17 protein-coding genes and 3 tRNA genes are annotated in these 18,980 nt (G+C 63.5%); 16 read left to right on the forward strand and 4 right to left on the reverse strand.

Translation table 11 applies throughout. The features are described from left to right. Nucleotides 1–31 precede the first annotated feature (31 nt). Nucleotides 32–1,324, reverse strand: coding sequence for a polysaccharide biosynthesis C-terminal domain-containing protein (locus V5738_RS05870; protein ID WP_423823483.1), 1,293 nt, complete (start codon nucleotides 1,322–1,324; stop codon nucleotides 32–34). A 266-nt stretch (nucleotides 1,325–1,590) separates the two neighbouring features. Between V5738_RS05870 and V5738_RS05875 the strand changes: the two genes are divergently transcribed. Beyond that, nucleotides 1,591–2,901, forward strand: coding sequence for a glycosyltransferase family 4 protein (locus tag V5738_RS05875; RefSeq protein ID WP_423823484.1), 1,311 nt, complete (start codon nucleotides 1,591–1,593; stop codon nucleotides 2,899–2,901). After that, a complete protein-coding gene (locus V5738_RS05880) occupies nucleotides 2,898–3,791 on the forward strand; it encodes a glycosyltransferase family 2 protein (RefSeq protein ID WP_423823485.1) in 894 nt (297 codons plus the stop codon). The genes V5738_RS05875 and V5738_RS05880 overlap by 4 nt, the downstream gene beginning before the upstream one ends. On the opposite strand, the gene V5738_RS05885 is transcribed toward V5738_RS05880, so the two are convergent. Both V5738_RS05885 and V5738_RS05890 read right to left on the reverse strand, forming a co-directional pair. After that, nucleotides 3,792–4,784, reverse strand: a complete 993-nt coding sequence (locus tag V5738_RS05885) for a glycosyltransferase (RefSeq protein ID WP_423823486.1) — start codon at nucleotides 4,782–4,784, stop codon at nucleotides 3,792–3,794. Nucleotides 4,785–4,788: 4 nt separating this feature from the next. Beyond that, nucleotides 4,789–6,345 (reverse strand): hypothetical protein, encoded by a 1,557-nt coding sequence (locus tag V5738_RS05890; protein ID WP_423823487.1) that lies wholly within the window; start codon nucleotides 6,343–6,345, stop codon nucleotides 4,789–4,791. A gap of 152 nt (nucleotides 6,346–6,497) precedes the next feature. Here V5738_RS05890 and V5738_RS05895 point away from each other — a divergent pair, with 152 nt between their 5' ends. Continuing rightward, nucleotides 6,498–7,484 (forward strand): UDP-glucuronic acid decarboxylase family protein, encoded by a 987-nt coding sequence (locus V5738_RS05895; protein WP_423823488.1) that lies wholly within the window; start codon nucleotides 6,498–6,500, stop codon nucleotides 7,482–7,484. 14 nt (nucleotides 7,485–7,498) lie between these two features. Here the strand turns inward: V5738_RS05895 and V5738_RS05900 are convergent. Beyond that, nucleotides 7,499–7,573, reverse strand: a tRNA-Val gene (locus V5738_RS05900). Nucleotides 7,574–7,690: 117 nt separating this feature from the next. Between V5738_RS05900 and V5738_RS05905 the strand changes: the two genes are divergently transcribed. The 13 genes from V5738_RS05905 (at nucleotide 7,691) to thiL (ending at nucleotide 18,974) form a co-directional block, all read left to right on the forward strand. After that, nucleotides 7,691–8,782, forward strand: a complete 1,092-nt coding sequence (locus V5738_RS05905; protein WP_423823489.1) for a DegT/DnrJ/EryC1/StrS family aminotransferase — start codon at nucleotides 7,691–7,693, stop codon at nucleotides 8,780–8,782. Between the two features lie 55 nt (nucleotides 8,783–8,837). Continuing rightward, nucleotides 8,838–8,913, forward strand: a tRNA-Ala gene (locus tag V5738_RS05910). Between the two features lie 5 nt (nucleotides 8,914–8,918). Next, a tRNA-Glu gene (locus tag V5738_RS05915) sits at nucleotides 8,919–8,994 on the forward strand. Between the two features lie 125 nt (nucleotides 8,995–9,119). After that, nucleotides 9,120–10,472 carry a UDP-glucose dehydrogenase family protein gene (locus V5738_RS05920; protein WP_423823490.1) on the forward strand — a complete coding sequence of 451 codons (1,353 nt, stop codon included), beginning with the start codon at nucleotides 9,120–9,122 and terminating at the stop codon, nucleotides 10,470–10,472. A 44-nt stretch (nucleotides 10,473–10,516) separates the two neighbouring features. After that, on the forward strand, nucleotides 10,517–10,888 hold the full coding sequence (locus tag V5738_RS05925; protein ID WP_423823491.1) for an FmdB family zinc ribbon protein: 372 nt from the start codon (nucleotides 10,517–10,519) through the stop codon (nucleotides 10,886–10,888). 186 nt (nucleotides 10,889–11,074) lie between these two features. Beyond that, complete coding sequence (gene aspS / locus V5738_RS05930; protein WP_423824138.1) at nucleotides 11,075–12,898, forward strand: aspartate--tRNA ligase; 1,824 nt, start codon at nucleotides 11,075–11,077, stop codon at nucleotides 12,896–12,898. A gap of 121 nt (nucleotides 12,899–13,019) precedes the next feature. Next, the gene (gene glyA / locus V5738_RS05935) at nucleotides 13,020–14,309 is read left to right on the forward strand and encodes a serine hydroxymethyltransferase (protein ID WP_423823492.1); all 1,290 of its coding nucleotides are present in this window, start codon (nucleotides 13,020–13,022) and stop codon (nucleotides 14,307–14,309) included. A gap of 30 nt (nucleotides 14,310–14,339) precedes the next feature. Further along, nucleotides 14,340–14,846 (forward strand): transcriptional regulator NrdR, encoded by a 507-nt coding sequence (gene nrdR / locus V5738_RS05940; protein WP_423823493.1) that lies wholly within the window; start codon nucleotides 14,340–14,342, stop codon nucleotides 14,844–14,846. Continuing rightward, nucleotides 14,843–15,970, forward strand: a complete 1,128-nt coding sequence (ribD, locus tag V5738_RS05945; protein ID WP_423823494.1) for a bifunctional diaminohydroxyphosphoribosylaminopyrimidine deaminase/5-amino-6-(5-phosphoribosylamino)uracil reductase RibD — start codon at nucleotides 14,843–14,845, stop codon at nucleotides 15,968–15,970. Before nrdR ends, ribD begins: the two co-directional genes overlap by 4 nt. A 225-nt stretch (nucleotides 15,971–16,195) precedes the next feature. After that, entirely contained in the window at nucleotides 16,196–16,789 is a 594-nt protein-coding gene (locus V5738_RS05950) for a riboflavin synthase (protein ID WP_423823495.1), read from the forward strand. 69 nt (nucleotides 16,790–16,858) lie between these two features. After that, the gene (ribH, locus tag V5738_RS05955) at nucleotides 16,859–17,338 is read left to right on the forward strand and encodes a 6,7-dimethyl-8-ribityllumazine synthase (RefSeq protein ID WP_423823496.1); all 480 of its coding nucleotides are present in this window, start codon (nucleotides 16,859–16,861) and stop codon (nucleotides 17,336–17,338) included. An 8-nt stretch (nucleotides 17,339–17,346) separates the two neighbouring features. Then, on the forward strand, nucleotides 17,347–17,877 hold the full coding sequence (gene nusB / locus V5738_RS05960; protein WP_423823497.1) for a transcription antitermination factor NusB: 531 nt from the start codon (nucleotides 17,347–17,349) through the stop codon (nucleotides 17,875–17,877). Nucleotides 17,878–18,002: 125 nt separating this feature from the next. After that, nucleotides 18,003–18,974, forward strand: a complete 972-nt coding sequence (thiL, locus tag V5738_RS05965) for a thiamine-phosphate kinase (protein ID WP_423823498.1) — start codon at nucleotides 18,003–18,005, stop codon at nucleotides 18,972–18,974. The last annotated feature ends 6 nt before the right edge of the window (nucleotides 18,975–18,980 follow it).

Genomic DNA, 18,980 nt, shown 5'->3' on the forward strand with positions numbered 1-18,980 from the left:
GGCCGAGCCGTTGTCGCGGCTGGCGGTGATCTCACGCCACAGGCCAGGCATGAATGATCGCGGCCTTGACCCCGAGCCGACGCGCCACGACGACATGTAGGCCGATGTTGGCCAATGCCGTGCTGGTCGTCGTAGCGATCGCAGCGCCGATCAAACCGAAGCGCGGGATCAGCAGCGCGTTGAGTCCGATATTTAGGGCCACCGAGGCCCCTTGGATGCGGACTGCGCTCCAATGCTGACCGGTCATGTTGGCCAGGTAACCAACCGAGCCGGCGCCGACATTGATCAACCCGCCGATGATTAGAATCAACATCGGAGCGTAGGCAGCCTGGAATCCAGGGCCAAACCAGCCTAAAAGCCAGGGGCCGGCCAGCGCTAGGCCGAGCGCGATCGCAAGCGCTGGCCAGAACATGCCGTGCGCCAGTCGTCGCGCCAGCCGCTGCATGGCCTGGATATCGCCTTGCCGGTGTAGATCGGCATAGGCTGAGGCCGCGAGCATGTTGATGCCGAGCAGCGATAACGTGACCAGGGTGGCCATACGCGAGGCAACGGCATAGCGCCCGACCTCGGCCGGCGGCAGCAGCCCGCCGACCATCAGCAGATCGGTCTGGCGCATGAGGACGTCGATGGCCGCGACCAACGCGAACGGGATCGAGGCGCCAAGCCAGTACCGGGTTTCGAAGTGCGGCGTCACAGCGCGCAAAATGTTGGGAGCGACGTGTTTCAGGCGCAGCAGCTGCAACAGCGCCACGCCGCCCGCGGTAGCGGTAAACAGGATCAGCGCGGCGTTCGCACTGGCGGTGATACCCGAGGCCAAAGCGATGGCGATACCGAGCAACAGACCGAGCGGGCGCCCGATATCGAACAGCCCCTTGACGAGGATTACCCGGCCGAACGCTCGCCCGACGCCGATGCTCAGGGTGCTGGCGACCCAAAACGGCAGGGCCAGCAGACCCAGCGCAAGCGCTCCCCGGTAGACCGACGGATCGGGCAGGACGCGATCTGCGAGGCAGCCGAGCCCTAGCAGCAACAGCGAAGCCGAAAGCGCGATTTGATAAGCCCGGCGCAGTAAACCGGCTGCCAACGCCGGCTCGGTATCGATGCGCGCAGCCGAAGCATCGCGCAGCACCAGTACCGACAGTCCAAGCTGGGCGGGTATCGCAAGCAGCAGTACTAGAGCGCTCACGAATGAAAAGACACCGAACTCGTCGGCCCCGAGCCAGCGGGCCAGCGCGATCTGGCTGAGATAACCCAGGCCCATGCCGATGACTTCCAGGCCGGCCGTAGCACTGGCAGCACGATAGATACGGCGGATATCGGGCATAGATTACATAGCTAGGGCTGGATAAGGCGCTTGTTCAGATGAGCGAACGCGATATCGATCGACCAAGCGCAGGCCAAGGGCAACCATAGTGGGCCCATCAGTTCACGCTGGGGGCGCGGCAGCCGCGGTACACCGCTGCGGCGCGGGATGCGAACCGGCCGTGCCCGTTGTCGACGATGTTCGATCGCCCCAGTGTAACGGCCATGGCCCGACCGGCTGCGGCGCGTGTTGCACACAGCGCCTGCAGTCCGTACAAGACCACGATCATGAGCATGTCTTTCGTTCCAGAATCGTCTGCGGCCCGGCGCGATGCGGCGCTCCCGCGCGCCGGGTCGGTACCCGGTCCGCGACCGCGTGTGTTGCATGTCGTCGAGACCTGGGCGCCGGTCTCCAGCGGCTATACCCGCCGCGGCTGGCAGATCGTCGCGGCCCAGGCTGCAACCGGGGTCTGTGAGCCCTATGTGCTGGTCAGTTCGCGACAGATGACATACGGCCATCAAACGGCTGAAATGCCCGCGGGCGCGGCTGTCGATAGCGCGCGGGTGGTAGCGCCGTCGCGCTTCGAGCGCGGTGTGCGACGTCTGCGGCCCTATCAGATCTCGGCCGGGGTGCTGGCCGATGCCATCGTGGCTACCTGCCACGAGTGGCAGATCGATATCATCCATTGCCATTGGTCCTCGGCCATTGGCGCGGCTGCGCGTCGGGCTGCCGAGCGTACCGGCTGCGCGCTGGTCGGCGAAGTACGCTTCGATCTGGCCGGCGCAATGATGAGCGAGACCATCCGGCGTCCCGTTCCGGGTCTGGAAACCCTGCTGCGTACGCGTTTTGATCGCTACCTGCTCGGTGCCGATGCGATCGTGGCGGCCAGCCATTCTTTGGCCCGGCTCATAAGCTGCAGCCAACCTCTGCGCAAGGCCCCGGTCGAGGTTATGCCTAACGCCGTAGATACCGAACGCTTCCAGCCGGATCCGCAGGCCGCGGCCGGCCTGCGCGCCTCGCTGGGCCTGGAAGCGGCATTCGTGGTCGGTTCGACCACCAATATGCTGCGTTACGAAGGACTGGATGTGCTGCTCGAGGCTATAGCACGCCTGTCCCCGCGCCTGCCTGGACTGTGTGTCGTGCTCGTCGGTGGTGGCACCCAGTATGAAGCGCTGGCTCGACAGGCCGAGGCGCGTGGCTTGCCGGTTCGTTTTGTCGGCCGGGTGGCTGCCGAGGCCGTACCGGCCTATCTGAATTTATTTGATCTGTTCGTGGTCCCGCGCCGCGAGGCCGCGGTGACCCGTCATGCCAGCCCGATCAAGCTGGTAGAGGCTATGGCTTGTGGCGTGCCCGCGGTCGGCAGCGCACTGGGCGATATTCCGGATATTCTGGCCGGAGGCGGCGGTCGGTCGATCCCGCCGGATGATCCGGTGGCACTGGCCCAGGCCATCTGCGATTTCGCCAGAGATGACACACAGCGCGCCAAGGCCGCGCGCCGGGCCCGCGAGTGGGCACTGGCCCAGCCGGACTGGCTGGCCCTGGCTGAACGCTATGGCGCACTCTATGAACAAGTACAGGTTGAACGAGGTGGCCGATGACGAGACAGACACCGCACTGGTCGATCGTCGTGCCGACCTATGGCCGTGGCGCAGCATTGCCTGGGCTGCTCGATGCGTTATGCGTCATGCAGGCGCCGACGGGTGGCTTCGAAGTCGTCCTGGTCGACGACGGCGGGCCGGAGCCCTTGGATACGATCGTCGAGCCGTTCATGGGCCGGCTCGACCTGAAGCTTTATCGCAAGACCAATGGTGGCCCCGCCAGCGCGCGCAATTTCGGTGTCGCACAGGCCCGCGGCGAATGGATTGCCCTGACCGATGACGATTGTCGCCCGCATGCCGAATGGCTGGTGCAGCTGGCCGCGGCGGCGGCCGTCGATCCCCAGGCCATGATCGGCGGACAAACTGACAATGGATTGAGCGACAACCTGTTTTCCGAGTCCAGCCAGCTGCTGGTGGATTATCTCTATGCCCGCGGCCAGGGCGTTGCCGGCCGGCTCGATTTCATCACCAGCAACAATATGGCGCTGTCGCGAGCCGGATTTCTGGCTATCGGTGGTTTCGACGAGCACTTTCCACTGGCAGCGGGTGAGGATCGTGACTTCTGCGATCGCTGGCGAGACGCCGACGGCGCGATCGTTTTCGAGCCGGCCGCGCGCATCGATCATTTCCATACACTCGATGCACGCGGCTTCTGGCGACAGCACCGCAACTATGGGCGCGGCGCTGTCCGAGTGCACGATCAGCGCACTGCAGCTAGCACGGCGGGGTCACGATTCGAGCGGCTATCGTTCTATGCTGGGCTGGTGGCGTATCCCGTCACGGCCGGCGAACGCCAGCCCTGGCGTAAATCAGCTCTGCTGGCAGTTTCCCAGGCCGCGACCACAGCCGGTTACCTGGGCGAACTGGTTGCCCGCAAGCGCCGCGGCTGATCAGTCGCGGCGCAGCCGCTGTTCGAGCCAGGCATACACAAACGTCGCGCCGCTATAGAGATAGTAGAGCTGATGAAATGCCACTGCGCGCACAGCAAACCATGGCCCGCGCTTGGCGCGAAAGAAACTGAACAATCGCCGATTGGCCCCGGCGACGAGGGCGACCGCGGCCAGCGCCAGTGGCCAGCCGGCCCATGGCGTAGCCGCCCCCAGTAGCGCGATGACGGCCAGGCCAGCGATCACTGCACGCCGGCGTTCGCCGCGATCGACATTGAGCGTGGCCTCGGTATCTGGGTGCGACAGCATCAGACGGGACCAGGGCAGGGCGCGGTGCAGGATCTCGACCCGCAGTAGATTGAACAGCGTCCAACGTTTGCGGTGTTCGCCCTGTAGGCTCGGATCCAGCTGGATCCGGTAGCCGGCTGCATTGAGTCGATAGCCGAAATCGACATCCTCCATGCCGACATCGCGATATCCCTCGGCGTCGAAGCCGCCGACCGCATCGAAGGCCTCGCGGCGCACGGCCCCGCAACCGGTCCAGAAGGTGGTGGCTGGGCCGGCCGCGCGCTGATGCGTGTCGTGGTGGATCAGGTTCTTGTACTGAGACAAGAAATTCTCTGCCATTGGTCGGTCGCCATAGGCGCCGAAAAGCGCATCGATACGCTCGTCCTCGAAAGACTGGCTCAGTAGGCGGGCAGCGTCGTGATGTACCACTACATCGGCATCGACGAACCACAGTAGCGGAGCATGACTGGCTGCCACCCCGCGATTGCGTGCGCCACCGGGGCCTGCACGATGTTCGAGCCGGATGACGTGGTCGGCGCCGCCGGCTTCGGCGCGCTGCGCGGTATCGTCGCTCGAGGCATCATCGACCACTACGATTTCGGCGATCTCGCCTCGCTCGCGCATAGCCGCCAGTGGTTCGAGGCAGGCCAAAATATCGGCCATGCCTTGTCGGACGGCCACGATGGTGCTGATCGGCGGCGCTGACATGGGGTTAACTCCCGGTCGTATCGAGGCGGCGATAAAGCCTGAACGGCCCACTGCGATACACCAACCGCAGGCGCTCGGGGTGGCGGGCCACCAAGGCCGCGACCTGCGTATGGTCGGCCAGCCCGGCGTCCAGCAAATAGCTCGCCTGGGTTCGGTCCATGAGATCGAACATCTGCGGGTCCGGCGGCATCGGGTTCATGGCGTCTCGGTATGTCACCGCCGAGCGCTGCGTAAACAGCGCCAGCACCCGGGGGCGACTGAAGACGAATACGGCGTCGCGATCGGTATGGCGGCGGATATAGTCGTACAGTGCCTCGGCCGGCTGGCTGTTGGCCGCGCGCAGATCCTGGCCTAGATCGGTATGGGCATAGCGGATATAGCGGCCGGTATAGGTGCCTGCGCAGATCACGAGCAGTATGCCCAGCACTGCCGTGAACAGGCCAGGGCGACGGGCGAGTGCGTGTATGCCGACGACGACATAGAAAAACAACAGTGGGATCACCGGCATCAGGTAGCGGGCATTGGTCGCCATCCAGGGCAGTAAGCCGAGCAGATAGATCACGCAAAAGAGGTCGCGCACGGTCAGTCGGCGCCGAACGCAGGCGATATAGCCGACCAGGCCGAGTAGCAGCACCGCGAGCGTGATCGCGAGACTGAAGTTGGTCAGCCGGGCCGGTGCGCCCCAGGGCAGCTCAAGGATGAGATAGCGGCTGCTGTACTCGATGTAGGCCACGATATTATTGAAGATCGTGGCCGGCAGCTGCGTAGCGTGCGTGAGCAGATCGGTGGTCAGCAGGTGTCCGTACCCTTGATGGCTACCGCTGTCGATGGCGATGCTGTCGCGCGCGATGGCGGCCGTTGCGATCGCATAAACCGCCATGCCGGAAACAAGAACCTGGAGACCTGCCGGCGTGGGGCGCTGATAACGCAGCAGCTCGAACAGCACAATCGAGACGAACAGCAGCAGCCCGAAAACGCGCGTAATGGCACAAAAACCGATCAGCCCGCCGGCCAAAATAGCTAAAACCAAGGTCGGGGCCTGGGCCGCATAGCGCCGGTAGACGGCTTCAGTAGCCCACAGTGCGGCATACACGGTCAGCAGGAAAAAACCGTCTGAATACAGACTGCAGGCATAGCCCGACAACAATGGATTGGCGCCGATCAGCGGCATCAGGCCCAGCCAGGCCCAGTTGCCGAGGTGCATCGCGCCCAGGTCGCGGCGGACCAGACCGGCGAAAGCGCCGATCGCCAGCACGAACAGCAGCGTGGCATAGATCTTCAGAGCGCCGATATGCAGCCCGGTCAATGCATAGACCGGTACCAGAACCAGCGGGAAACCAGGCGGATAAGCCTGCGGCGCCAGATAGGCATTCGGATTCTGTATATAGCCGGTCGCGTTATAGGCCGCGCCTTCGACCAAATTGCGCGCATGCATCAGGTACATCGCACTGTCGCCGCTCCAGCTCAGCCAGGGGTCGCCAGTCGCAATCAGCAAGACTGCCAGGGCGATGAGCAGGCCCCCGGCGATCAGCGCATAAAACCGGCCTGGACGGCCATTCATTGGGGTACGGGCATCGGCTGTGGGCGGCATCGCGGCCCTGGTCTGGCTCGAAGTGGCTGGCTGCGCAGAGTGACACAGCCAATACAGCCTCGCGACAAACCGGCCTCAGTCCGGCTAGGCTGGCCGGCTGTTGCATGCTTAGCCATTGTCTTATGCAGATTCGTTCCTCGACTCGGTCGCGTCCTGTGGTGCTGGTCACCGGCGGCGCCGGCTTCATCGGTGCCCATATCTGCGAGTGCCTGCTTGTCCGCGATTGCGATGTAATCTGCGCGGACAATTTCTATACCGGCAATATCGACAATATCGCGCACCTGCTCGGCAATCCGCGTTTCGAGGTCGCCCGTCACGACGTCAATTTCCCGCTGTATGTTGAAGTCGACGCGATCTTCAACCTGGCCTGTCCGGCTTCGCCCGTGCACTACCAGCGGGATCCGGTGCAGACCACCAAGACCAGTGTGCAGGGCGCGATCCACATGCTCGGCCTGGCCAAGCGCACCGGCGCGCCGATTCTCCAGGCCTCGACCAGCGAAGTGTATGGCGACCCGACCGTGCACCCGCAAACCGAAGATTACGGCGGCAACGTTGATGTTACCGGCTTTCGGGCCTGCTACGACGAAGGCAAGCGCTGTGCCGAGACCCTGTTTTTCGACTACCACCGTCAGCACGGCATCGAGATCAAGGTCGCGCGGATCTTCAATACCTATGGGCCGCGCATGCATCCGGGCGATGGCCGGGTGGTATCGAACTTCATCATGCAGGCGCTGCAAAACCAACCGATCACCCTGTATGGTAATGGCGATCAGAGCCGTTCGTTCTGCTATGTCGACGATATGGTCGAGGGGCTGCTGGCGCTGATGGAGACCCCGGCTGCGGTGACCGGGCCGATTAATATCGGCAATCCCGTGGAATGCACGATCCGCGATCTGGCCCAGCGAATCATCGCGCTGACCGGTTCGGCTTCGAGCATCGAATATCGGCCGTTGCCGGCCCAGGATCCGGTGCGGCGCTGCCCGGATATCGGGCGCGCGGAGCGCGAACTCGGCTGGGCGCCGCGCACCGATCTGGACGACGGGTTGGTGCGTACGATCGCCTATTTCCGCGATCAACTCGCAACCGCCGCTACGATGCGCTCGGTCTAGCAAAGAGAGGGGAATGGTGGGCGGTACTAGATTCGAACTAGTGACCCCTGCCGTGTGAAGGCAGTGCTCTACCACTGAGCTAACCGCCCCGAGCAGCGCAAATTCTATCCCCGAGATCGGGCGCGGTCAACGGATATCGCGTTTGTTCAGCCGGGGCGATGCTAGACTCCGCGTCGATCAACAGAATCGGCACGCGGGGTGGCCCAATGCAGCTCATCGATCTCCAGGCGCAGTATCAGCTTATTCAATCCGAGGTAGAGGCCGGTATCCATGCGGTGCTCGAGCACGGGCGCTATGTTAATGGCCCGGAAATCGAGACCCTAGAAGCACGTCTGGCAGCTTATGCCGGCGTCGATCATTGCGTCGCGCTGGCCAGCGGCACCGATGCGCTGTTGGTGGCGATGATGGCGCTAGATATCGGCCTGGGCGACGAGGTGATCACCACGCCGTTTACCTTTATCGCCACCGGCGAAATGATCGGCTTGTTGGGGGCGACTCCGGTATTCGTGGATATCGATCCGGCGACCTACAACATCGATGCCGCGCAGATCGAGGCCGCCATTACCGAGCGGACCCAGGCGATCCTGCCGGTCAGCCTGTTTGGTCAGATGGCGGACATGCATGCGATCAACGCAATCGGCGAACGCCATGGGATTCCCGTGATCGAAGACGCCGCCCAGAGTTTCGGGGCGACTTTCGATGGCCAGCGTTCCTGCGGTGCTTCGCGTCTAGCGGCGACTTCGTTCTTTCCGGCCAAACCGCTCGGTTGCTACGGCGACGGCGGGGCGGCCTTTACCACCGACGCCGCGCTGGCCGAAAAAATGCGCCAGCTGCGCAACCATGGTCAGACCGCGCCGTACTACCACCCGATGCTGGGGATCAACGGCCGGCTCGATACCATCCAGGCGGCCATCCTGTTGGCCAAGCTCGATGTGTTCGACGACGAAGTCGCCCGTCGGGCCCGGGTGGCCGCGCGCTACGATGAGGCGCTATCGGATCATGTGACTACGCCGACGCTCGATGCGCGCGCGACCAGCGTCTATGCTCAGTACACGATCCAGGTTGATGACCGTGAGGCGGTACGCGGGCGGCTGAATGAGGCCGGCATTCCCAGTGCAGTCTATTATCCGGTGCCACTGAACCGTCAGCCGCCCCTTTACTCGGATGCTACGCTTATTAACTCGGATGCAGCAGCTGAGCGTGTGCTCAGTATTCCGATGCATCCTTACCTTGATAACGCCGATCAAGATCGCGTTATCGCGGCTTTAAAAACGGCTGTCGAAAAAAAAATGCCTTAGGGTATTGGCAAAGGCGGGAAGCATGCCTATAATGCGCCGCTCACAAGATGATTACGGGGCCATAGCTCAGCTGGGAGAGCGCAACACTGGCAGTGTTGAGGTCGGCGGTTCGAGCCCGCCTGGCTCCACCAAAGTAGTCCCCATCGTCTAGAGGCCTAGGACACTGCCCTTTCACGGCAGCGACAGGGGTTCGAATCCCCTTGGGGACGCCATCAAGGGCCGCAAGCCATCAGGTTTGCGGCCTTTTTTTATGGATCGTATCTGCGTTCGCGTCGTGACGATCAACAACGCATAATCGCGAACCATCGGTTTAGCCATCCAGCGAACAGGGGCATTCATGCGCATCACTATTTTCGGCACCGGGTACGTGGGGCTGGTTACCGGCGCCTGTCTGGCGCACAGCGGGAACCACGTCGTTTGTGTGGATATCGACGCTGACAAGATCGAGCGTTTGAACCGCGGCGAGATTCCGATCTACGAGCCGGGCCTGGAAACACTGGTGCACGACAACGTCGCAGCCGGCCGGCTGCGTTTTACCACCGACGCGGTCGAAGCCATCGAGCACGGCATGCTCCAGTTCATTGCTGTCGGTACGCCGCCGGATGAAGATGGCAGCGCTGACCTGAAGTATGTGCTCAAGGTCGCCCAGACCATCGGCGAGCACATGAACGACTATCGGCTGGTGATCACCAAGTCGACGGTACCGGTGGGCACCTCCGACAAGGTGCGCGAACAGGTTGGCCAGTCGATCAGCGAGCGCGGAGTCTCGGTCGAGTTCGATGTGGCCTCCAATCCCGAGTTCTTGAAAGAGGGCGCGGCGATCGACGATTTCATGAAGCCCGACCGGGTGGTCGTGGGCGTCGACAACGAACGCGCCGCCGATCATCTGCGTGCGCTGTATGCGCCGTTCAATCGTCAGCATGATCGCACCATGGTCATGGACATCCGTTCGGCCGAGCTGACCAAGTACGCGGCCAACATCATGCTGGCGACCAAGATCAGCCTGATGAACGAGCTGTCGCAGGTGGCCGATCGGCTGGATGCCGATATCGAGCAGGTGCGTAAGGCGATCGGCGCCGATCACCGCATCGGTTATCACTTCATCTACCCGGGCTGCGGCTTCGGTGGTTCCTGTTTTCCGAAAGACGTGCGCGCGCTGGCCCATACCGCGGCCAAGATCGGTTACGACACCGAGATCATCAATGCCGTCGAGCGGGTCAACAATCGCCAGAAAAGCGTGTTGTTCGACAAGCTTTCGACGCACTTCGACGGCGATCTGGCCGGCAAGACGGTCGCGCTCTGGGGCTTGGCTTTCAAACCGAACACCGACGACATGCGTGAAGCGCCGGCCTGCACGCTCATGGAATCGCTATGGCAGGCGGGCGCGACAGTGCGCGCCTTCGATCCCGAAGCCATGGCCGAGACTCGGCGTATCTACGGCGAGCGCGACGATCTGGTGCTCTGCGAGGATGGTGAGACGGCTGCCGACGGGGCGGATGCCCTGGTGCTGGTCACCGAGTGGCATATCTTCCGCTCCCCGGATTTCAACGAGTTGTCGCGCCGCATGAAACAGGCCGTGCTGGTCGACGGGCGCAATATCTACAAGCCGTCGTATGTCGCCGGTGCCGGCTTTGCCTATTACGGTATCGGTCGCTCGGCTGCTGCTGGCGCCCGGCGCACAGTCGGCTAAAATACAGCGCATTCCGAACCGAGATTGGCGTTGGGAGTCAACGAATGCCGATTTATGAATATGTATGCACGCACTGCGGCGAGCCGCTGGAAAAACTACAGAAGCTGTCCGATGCGCCGCTGACGGATTGCCCGGCCTGTGGCCAGGCCAGCCTCAAGCGCAAGATGTCGGCGGCCGGGTTCCGTCTGTCCGGCGGCGGCTGGTACGAGACCGACTTCAAATCCGACAATCGCCGCAATCTGAGCAGCGATAGCCAGACCAGCTCCGAGGGCAATGGCTCGAAGAGCGCATCGGGTGAGTCGGGCGCGTCATCAGGTGCCTCCGGCGGCGAGTCGAAGAAGTCCGATAGCGCCTCCGGTAAGTCCGGCAGTGAATCGAAAAGCAGCTCGACCTCTTCGAGCGCGAGCGGCAGCTAAGCCCATCGCACGCCGATGTGGCCGTTGACGGTCACATCTTTCGTAGCCGCCCCACGCCCGTGGGGCGGCCGTTTGAGCCCTCCCCATTCGCCCCGAGCGAACGATCGTATGACGCCGGGCTACCGGCAGGCCCTGCGGTCTTGGTAGACTCGCGCTCTTTTGCGAGGCTTTGAGGCGCGCGCCATGATGCGATCCCACTACAGCGGCGAAGTGACTGCCGCCGCGATTGACAGCGAAATCACCGTCTGCGGCTGGGTGCACCGGCGCCGCGATCACGGCGGGGTGATCTTCGTGGATCTGCGTGATCGCAGCGGTCTGATCCAGGTCGTATTCGATCCGGACGAGGCCGAGACCTTTGCCGCGGCCGAGCGCCTGCGCAGCGAATACGTGATTAAGGCTACCGGCCGGGTACGGGCCCGGCCCGAGGGTACGGTCAACCGCAATCTGGCCTCCGGCGAGGTCGAGGTCTATACCACCTCGCTGGAAGTGCTCAACGCCTCGGAAACGCCGCCGCTGCAGCTCGACGAAACCGAAACGGTGGGTGATGCCGCACGGCTGCGCTATCGCTATGTCGAGTTGCGCAAGCCGCGCATGCAGCGGCATATGCAGCTGCGTGCCCAGGTCACCCGGACCGTCCGCCGTACGCTGGACGATCTCGGTTTCCTGGATATCGAGACCCCGATCCTCACCCGGGCCACCCCGGAAGGCGCGCGCGACTATCTGGTGCCGAGCCGTACCCAACCCGGGCATTTCTTCGCGCTGCCGCAATCACCTCAGCTGTTCAAGCAGCTGCTGATGGTCTCGGGCATGGATCGCTATTATCAGATCGCGCGCTGCTTCCGCGACGAAGATCTCAGAGCCGATCGCCAGCCCGAGTTCACCCAGATCGATATCGAGGCCTCGTTCGTCGACGCCGATGACATCATGGCCCTCAACGAACAGATGATCCGTTCGTTGTTCAAGGACGTGCTCGACGTCGACCTGCCGGATACATTCCCGCGCATGCCCTATGCCGAGGCCATGCGGCGGTTCGGATCGGACAAACCCGACCTGCGGATCGACCTGGAACTGGTCGATATCGCCGATCTGGTGGCCGACGCCGAATTCAAGGTGTTTTCCGGCCCAGCCAACAGCGATACCGGCCGGGTGGCCGTACTGCGCGTGCCGGGCGGCGCCAGCCTGACCCGCAAGCAGATCGACGACTACACCGATTTCGTGGGCCGCTACGGCGCCAAGGGGTTGGCCTACGTCAAGATCAGCGATGTCGCCAAGGGCCGCGAAGGCATGGCTTCGCCGATCCTCAAATTCCTTTCGGACGACGCGATCGACGGGATCGTGGCGCGCACCGGCGCGGCCGACGGCGATCTGCTGTTCTTCGGCGCCGATTCGACCACCGTAGTCAACGACGCGCTGGGTGCGCTGCGGGTCCGGCTCGGCCACGACCTGGGCCGGGTGTCCGGCGACTGGGCGCCGCTGTGGATCGTCGACTGGCCGATGTTCGAATACGACGAGGCCACCAAGCGTTGGTATGCCGCCCATCATCCGTTTACGGCGCCCGCGCTGGATGATCCGGATGCGCTGCGGGCGGCTCCGCATGAAGCCAAGGCCCAGGCTTATGATATGGTCTTGAACGGCTCCGAGGTCGGTGGCGGTTCGGTGCGTATTCATTCGCCGGAAATGCAGCAGGCGGCTTTCGATGTGCTTGGAATCAGCCGTGAAGAGGCCGAAGAAAAGTTCGGCTTCTTGCTGGAAGCGCTCAAGTTCGGAGCGCCGCCGCATGCCGGTATCGCCTTCGGTCTGGATCGTCTGGTGATGTTGATGGCCGGTGCGGATTCGATCCGCGAAGTCATTGCTTTCCCCAAGACCCAGACCGCGACCGACCTGCTCACCGGTGCGCCGAGCACGGCCGATGCCGGTCAGTTGCGGGAACTCGGTATTCGGCTGCGCAACCGTGATGCCTCGACTGCGACCAGCGCGGCTGGCGCAGGCAGCACAAATGACGGCGCCTGAAGAACAGCGCGCCGCTCAGCTAGACTGGCACGGTTGCAAACAGCTTTCGAGCCGGTTGCGCGCTCGCGTACGTCTCGCGTTCGTGTGATCTCTTTCGTTTTCGCTTAAGCGGAGTTTCAACATGTTTCATGATGACCAGCGCATCGCAGAATTCGATCCAGAACTGGCCGCCGCCATCGCCGACGAAGATCAGCGCCAGGAAGATCATATCGAGCTGATCGCCTCGGAGAACTACACCAGCCCCCGGGTCATGGAGGCCCAGGGCTCGCAGCTGACCAATAAATATGCGGAAGGCTATCCGGGCAAGCGCTTCTACGGCGGCTGTGAATATGTCGATGTGGCCGAGCAGTTGGCCATCGACCGTGCCTGCCAGCTGTTCAACTGCGATTTCGCCAATGTCCAGCCGCATTCCGGCGCCCAGGCCAATGCGGCCGTGTTTCTGGCCCTGGTACAGCCCGGCGACACGGTACTGGGCATGAGCCTGGATGCCGGTGGCCATCTGACCCACGGCGCGGCGCCCAACTTTTCGGGCAAGAACTACCATGCCGTGCAGTACGGTCTGGACGAGGATACCGGCAAGCTCGACTACGACGAGATCGAACGCCTGGCCCGGGAACACCAGCCGAAGATGATCATCGGCGGCTTTTCGGCTTATTCGCGCCAGATCGACTGGGCGCGGATGCGCGAAATCGCTGACTCGGTCAACGCCTGGCTGCTGGTGGATATGGCGCATGTGGCCGGCTTGGTCGCGACCGGCGTCTATCCGAGTCCGCTGCCGCATGCCCATGTGGTGACCACCACCACCCACAAGACCCTGCGTGGCCCCCGGGGCGGTCTGATCCTGTCGGCAGCGGGCGATGCCAAGCTCTACAAGAAGCTCAATTCGGCGGTTTTCCCCGGTACCCAGGGTGGCCCGCTGATGCATGTGATCGCGGCCAAGGCGGTGGCGTTCAAGGAAGCACTCGATGTCGACTTCCAGAGCTATACCCAGCGCGTAGTCGATAACGCCAAGGCGATGGCGGACGTATTTGTCGCGCGCGGCTATGACGTGGTCTCGGGCGGCACCGACAACCATTTGATGCTGGTCAGTCTGGTCAAGCGCGATATCACCGGCAAGGATGCCGAAGCGCTGCTCGGCCAGGCCCACATCACGGCCAACAAGAACGCCGTGCCGGGCGACCCGCGTTCGCCGTTCGTGACCTCCGGGCTGCGTATCGGGACCCCGGCGGCGACCACCCGTGGCTTTGGCGTCGACGACATGAAGCAGGTCGCGACTTGGATCTGCGACGTGCTGGATGCGCTGGCCGAGAACGGCGATGTCGACGGCGAGGTCGCCCGGGTGCGCTCGGCGGTCGCCGAGCTGTGCTCGCGCTATCCGGTGTATCGTACGGCAGCGCTTGGCGCGGCCTGATCGGCGCAGCTGCTAGGCGAGGGCTCGAAGGTGCGGTGTCCGTTCTGCGATGAGCGTGCCACCCGGGTCGTGGATTCCCGGCTGGCCGCGGAGGGCAGCCAGGTTCGGCGGCGTCGTGAATGCCCGAACTGTCAGGCTCGGTTCACGACCTTCGAGACCGCCGAACTGTTGTTGCCGCGGATCGTCAAAAACGACGGTACTCCGGAGCCGTTCGACGCCGATAAGCTGCGGCGCGGGATCACGCGGGCGCTGTACAAGCGCCCGGTGGGCCCGGATGCTGTAGATACCGCGATCAGCCATATCCAGCAGCGTCTACGTAGCGATCCCGAACGAGACGTGCCTTCGCGACGGCTGGGCGAATGGGTGATGGACGAGCTGCGCGAGCTCGACCAGGTTGCCTATGTCCGCTTCGCTTCCGTGTATCGCCGGTTCGAGGACGTTCAGGCGTTTCGTGAAGAAATCGAGCGTCTAGAATCGACTCCGGGGCGCGACAGTGGACAGCTATCTTTGATCGATATCGGGAAGTCCAAAGAGTGAGTGCTATCGAACCGCGCCGCGCGATTCACAACTTTTTCATGCAGCGGGCGCTCGAACTGGCCCGCTGTGGCTGGTATTCGACCCGTCCGAACCCACGTGTTGGCTGTGTCATTACGCATTACAACGTGGTGCGCGGCGAAGGCTGGCACGAGCGCGCCGGAGAAGGGCATGCCGAAGTACGGGCGCTCGAGGACGCGCGCGCTCGGGGTAACGACCCTAAGGGCGCGACCGTCTACGTCACGCTGGAACCCTGCAGCCATAGCGGGCGTACCGCGCCCTGTACCCAGGCCTTGATCGAGGCCGGCGTGGCCCGGGTCGTGATCGGCGCCCAGGATCCGAATCCCGAGGTCGACGGCCGGGGCATCGCCGCGCTGCGCGAGGCCGGAATCGACGTCGTCACCGGTGTCATGGCCGATCGCTGTGCCGCGCTCAATGCCGGTTTCAATCAACGCATGACGAGCGGCCGACCGCGGGTGCGGGTCAAGCTCGCCATGAGCCTGGACGGGCGTACCGCGGCCGCGGACGGCAGCAGCCAGTGGATCACCGGCGAGGCCGCTCGCCACGACGTGCATCGCCTGCGGGCCGAATCCGGGGCGGTGATGATCGGCCGTGGAACCATGGCCGCCGACGACCCGTCGTTGAATGTTCGCCTGGAGGGGCCGTGGGCCCAGCCGCTACGGGTCGTGCTCGACAGCGACTTGGCCACGCCGGCCGAGGCACGCATGTTGGCGTTGGACGGTACGACGCTGATCGCGACCGCGAGCGACAATACCGAACGCCGGCGCGAGCTCGAACAGGCCGGCGCCGAGGTGGTCCCGATCGAGCGCGATGAGGACGGGCTCAATCTGGCGCGAGTACTGGCGATGCTGGGTGAGCGCGAGATCAACGACCTGCTAGTCGAAGCCGGCCCGACCCTGGCCGGGGCCCTGACTCGCGCTGGGCTGGTCGACGAATTCGTAATCTATGTGGCACCGCTGCTGATTGGCGATGGCGGCCGTGCCTTAATGGCGCTGGCTGGCGCGTTCGGACTGGACGATGCCAAGGCGCTGGTGTTCGATAATGTCGAGCCGATCGGTGCCGACCTGCGTATTACCGCGCGATTGGCCCACCCACACTCGGAGTGACCGATCGATTGTTTGAGGATGGCAGGGGTCGGCCGGGTGGCGATTCGCCGACCGGTTTCAGCGTGTGTTGGCCCGTTTGCCCGACAGGGCGGTCATGGTCTCGCACCCATAGGCTTTCACGCTGTATGAGGGGGGCGCCGAAAGGCTATCCCGACGTGTCATATCAATGTTTTGTTTGCCCGGCACCCAACCGGTCGCGACGACTTGTAAAAGAGAGAATCCAGAATGTTCACGGGCATTGTTAAAGGGCTCGGCGAGATCGTCGAGCAACAGTCGGCGGGTGGCGATACCCGTCTGACTATCGATATCGGCGACACCGATCTCGGCCCGATCGCGATCGGAGACAGCATCGCCGTATCCGGCGTCTGCCTTACGGCAACCGAAATCGAAGGGCGTCGTTTTGCGGCGGATGTGTCTAAGGAGACGCTGGCGCTGACCACTCTCGGTGATCAGAAAATCGGCTCCAAAATCAATCTGGAAGCACCGCTACGCGCCGGCGAGCCGCTCGGTGGGCATATGGTCGCCGGGCATGTCGACGGTCTGGGGGTGCTCGAGGAAATGGTCGCGGATGCCCGTTCCTGGCGACTGGTCTTTTCGGTACCGAAAAAGCTGGCCCATTATGTCGCGCCGAAGGGGTCGGTCGCGGTCGATGGCATCAGCCTGACGGTCAACGAAGTCAGCGGCCGGCGGTTCGGCGTGAACATCATCCCGCATACGATGAGCCATACCACGCTGGGCGCGCGGCGCATCGGTGACCGCGTCAACATCGAAATCGATGTGATCGCTCGCTACCTGGCTCGCATCAGCGGCCACGAATAATCCAATTCGAGCGCACGATGGCCCCTCGCTCGTGCCATAATGCGCGGCGGCCAACCGGGAGTATCGATCATGCAGACCATCCAAGGTGAATTCGAAGGCAACGATCTCAGAATCGCGATCGTGGCCACGCGTTGGAACAGCGATATTGTCGACCGGCTGGTCGATGGTGCGATCGATGTGCTCACCGACTGTGGCGTCGATGACGACGACCTTACGGTGGTCAAGGTGCCCGGTGCCTTCGAGCTGCCGCTGGCAATTGATCGGCTGGCGGAATCGGGCGATTACGACGGTATCGTCGCGCTCGGCGCGGTGATCCGTGGCGATACGCCGCATTTCGACTATGTGGCCGGCGAATGCGCTAAAGGCCTGTCGGCGACGGCCCTGGAGTACAGTCTACCGGTCGGCTTTGGCGTGATTACCGCCGATACCGCGGCCCAGGCCGATGCCCGTGCACAACCCGATGAAGACAACAACAAGGGCGCGGAAGCGGCCAGTGCCGTCGTTGAGATGATCAACGTCCTTCGCCAGATCGATAACGCAGACGAGTAACTCCGCCCATGGCGATCCGCGATCAGTCGCTCGGCGATGCCGCCGACAACGCAGACAATGCAGATAACGACGATGATCAGCTGCCCGAGCTGCCGCCAAAGATGCCGGGTGGCGCGCGTATCCGGGCACGCATGGCTGCGGTCCAGGCGATCTATCAGTGGCGGATGTCGGGCACCGACATCGGTGCGCTGCTGAGCCAGTTTCGCCAGGCCGGGCGACTGTCGAACCTCGACCGCGATTATTTCGAGATGTTGCTGCGCGGTGTGGTCTACGACGTCAGTGGTCTGGAACAAGCCTTCGATACGCATCTAAGCCGGCCTGCGGTCCAGCTCGATCCCGTCGAATACGCGATTCTGCTGCTGGCAACCTACGAACTGCGTGAATGCATGGAAATTCCGTTCGCCGCGGTGATCAACGAAGCGACCAATTTGGCCAAGATCTTTGGCGCCACCGATGGGCATCGTTTCGTCAACGGCGTGCTCGATGCCACCGCCAAGGATCTACGGCCGACCGAAACGTCGCGTTCACGCCGCGGCTAGTCACCGTGCCGTGGGCGCCTGGGTTGTACTTGGCTTGAACACGGCAACCCGATCACCACGGGCGCCGTGTTGGATCGGCGTCATACCGAGCAGCTCGCGCATGAACGGTACGCGGATCGCGCCCGATGCGTGAATTCGAACTCGTCACGACCCTCGGCCAGCGCCTGGCGGCTCGGCGGCCGGATACCCGATTGGGCATCGGCGACGACGGCGCGCTTGTCGCGCCCAGACCCGGCTGGGAATTGGCGATCACGACCGACACCCTGATCGCTGGACGACATTTTCCCGACGACACCCCTGCGGTCGATATCGGTTATAAAACCATCGCCGTGAATTTGAGCGATCTAGCCGCCATGGGCGCCGAGCCGGCCTGGCTGACGTTATCGCTTTCGGCCCCGAAATTGGATGCATCGTGGTGCGACGCGCTCATCGATGGGGCTCAGGCTGCGATCGGGGGGCAGGCGATCGATATCATTGGCGGCGATACCACTGGCAGTGATCAGCTGATGCTTTCGGTGACCGCGATCGGGCAGGCGCCGGCCGGGCAGGCGCTGCGCCGCAGCGCGGCATGCCCCGGCGATTTGATCGCGGTCACCGGTAGCCTAGGCGATGCCGCGGCTGGACTGGCGTTCTGGCCACAACGCGCCACCGCAGCGCGGGCAACGCAGTATCTGATCGATCGATTGCGCCGGCCAACGGTGCGCCAGGGCGCTGCGCTACGCGGCCACGTACATGCCGCGATCGACTTGTCCGATGGTTTGCTGGCCGATATCGAGCATATTTGTCAGGCCAGCGGCGTCGGTGCGACCCTCGAACTCGATCGCCTGCCGTGTTCGGAGGCACTGGCCGAGCATGTGCCGCCGCAGTCTCGTGCACGCCGTCGCTTGCAGGCGACCGGCGGCGACGATTACGAACTCTGTGTCACCCTAAATCGTCGCTCGCTAGCGGCCGCCGAGGCTGCATTGGAATGCCCGCTGACCGTGATCGGCCGGATCGATGCAGCACCGGGTCGGCGTCTGCTCGATGCCGCCGGCCAGCCGATTGCCTTCGCCGACCTCGATGCCCCCGCGGGCTGGGATCACTTCGCTGGCGATTGACTGGCG

The organism is Salinisphaera sp. SPP-AMP-43, from assembly GCF_049568105.1.
GTDB lineage: Bacteria > Pseudomonadota > Gammaproteobacteria > Nevskiales > Salinisphaeraceae > Salinisphaera.

Bases quoted from the DNA above. Each gene is read 5' to 3' on its own strand.
- nusB (WP_423823497.1), top strand. From the start codon at position 17,347: ATGGCGATCCGCGATCAGTCGCTCGGCGATGCCGCCGACAACGCAGAC.
- V5738_RS05885 (WP_423823486.1), bottom strand. From the start codon at position 4,784: ATGTCAGCGCCGCCGATCAGCACCATCGTGGCCGTCCGACAAGGCATG.
- V5738_RS05925 (WP_423823491.1), top strand. From the start codon at position 10,517: ATGCCGATTTATGAATATGTATGCACGCACTGCGGCGAGCCGCTGGAA.
- V5738_RS05890 (WP_423823487.1), bottom strand. From the start codon at position 6,345: ATGAATGGCCGTCCAGGCCGGTTTTATGCGCTGATCGCCGGGGGCCTG.
- V5738_RS05875 (WP_423823484.1), top strand. From the start codon at position 1,591: ATGAGCATGTCTTTCGTTCCAGAATCGTCTGCGGCCCGGCGCGATGCG.
- aspS (WP_423824138.1), top strand. From the start codon at position 11,075: ATGCGATCCCACTACAGCGGCGAAGTGACTGCCGCCGCGATTGACAGC.
- V5738_RS05950 (WP_423823495.1), top strand. From the start codon at position 16,196: ATGTTCACGGGCATTGTTAAAGGGCTCGGCGAGATCGTCGAGCAACAG.
- V5738_RS05920 (WP_423823490.1), top strand. From the start codon at position 9,120: ATGCGCATCACTATTTTCGGCACCGGGTACGTGGGGCTGGTTACCGGC.
- V5738_RS05870 (WP_423823483.1), bottom strand. From the start codon at position 1,324: ATGCCCGATATCCGCCGTATCTATCGTGCTGCCAGTGCTACGGCCGGC.
- thiL (WP_423823498.1), top strand. From the start codon at position 18,003: ATGCGTGAATTCGAACTCGTCACGACCCTCGGCCAGCGCCTGGCGGCT.
- ribH (WP_423823496.1), top strand. From the start codon at position 16,859: ATGCAGACCATCCAAGGTGAATTCGAAGGCAACGATCTCAGAATCGCG.
- glyA (WP_423823492.1), top strand. From the start codon at position 13,020: ATGTTTCATGATGACCAGCGCATCGCAGAATTCGATCCAGAACTGGCC.
- V5738_RS05905 (WP_423823489.1), top strand. From the start codon at position 7,691: ATGCAGCTCATCGATCTCCAGGCGCAGTATCAGCTTATTCAATCCGAG.
- V5738_RS05880 (WP_423823485.1), top strand. From the start codon at position 2,898: ATGACGAGACAGACACCGCACTGGTCGATCGTCGTGCCGACCTATGGC.
- V5738_RS05895 (WP_423823488.1), top strand. From the start codon at position 6,498: ATGCAGATTCGTTCCTCGACTCGGTCGCGTCCTGTGGTGCTGGTCACC.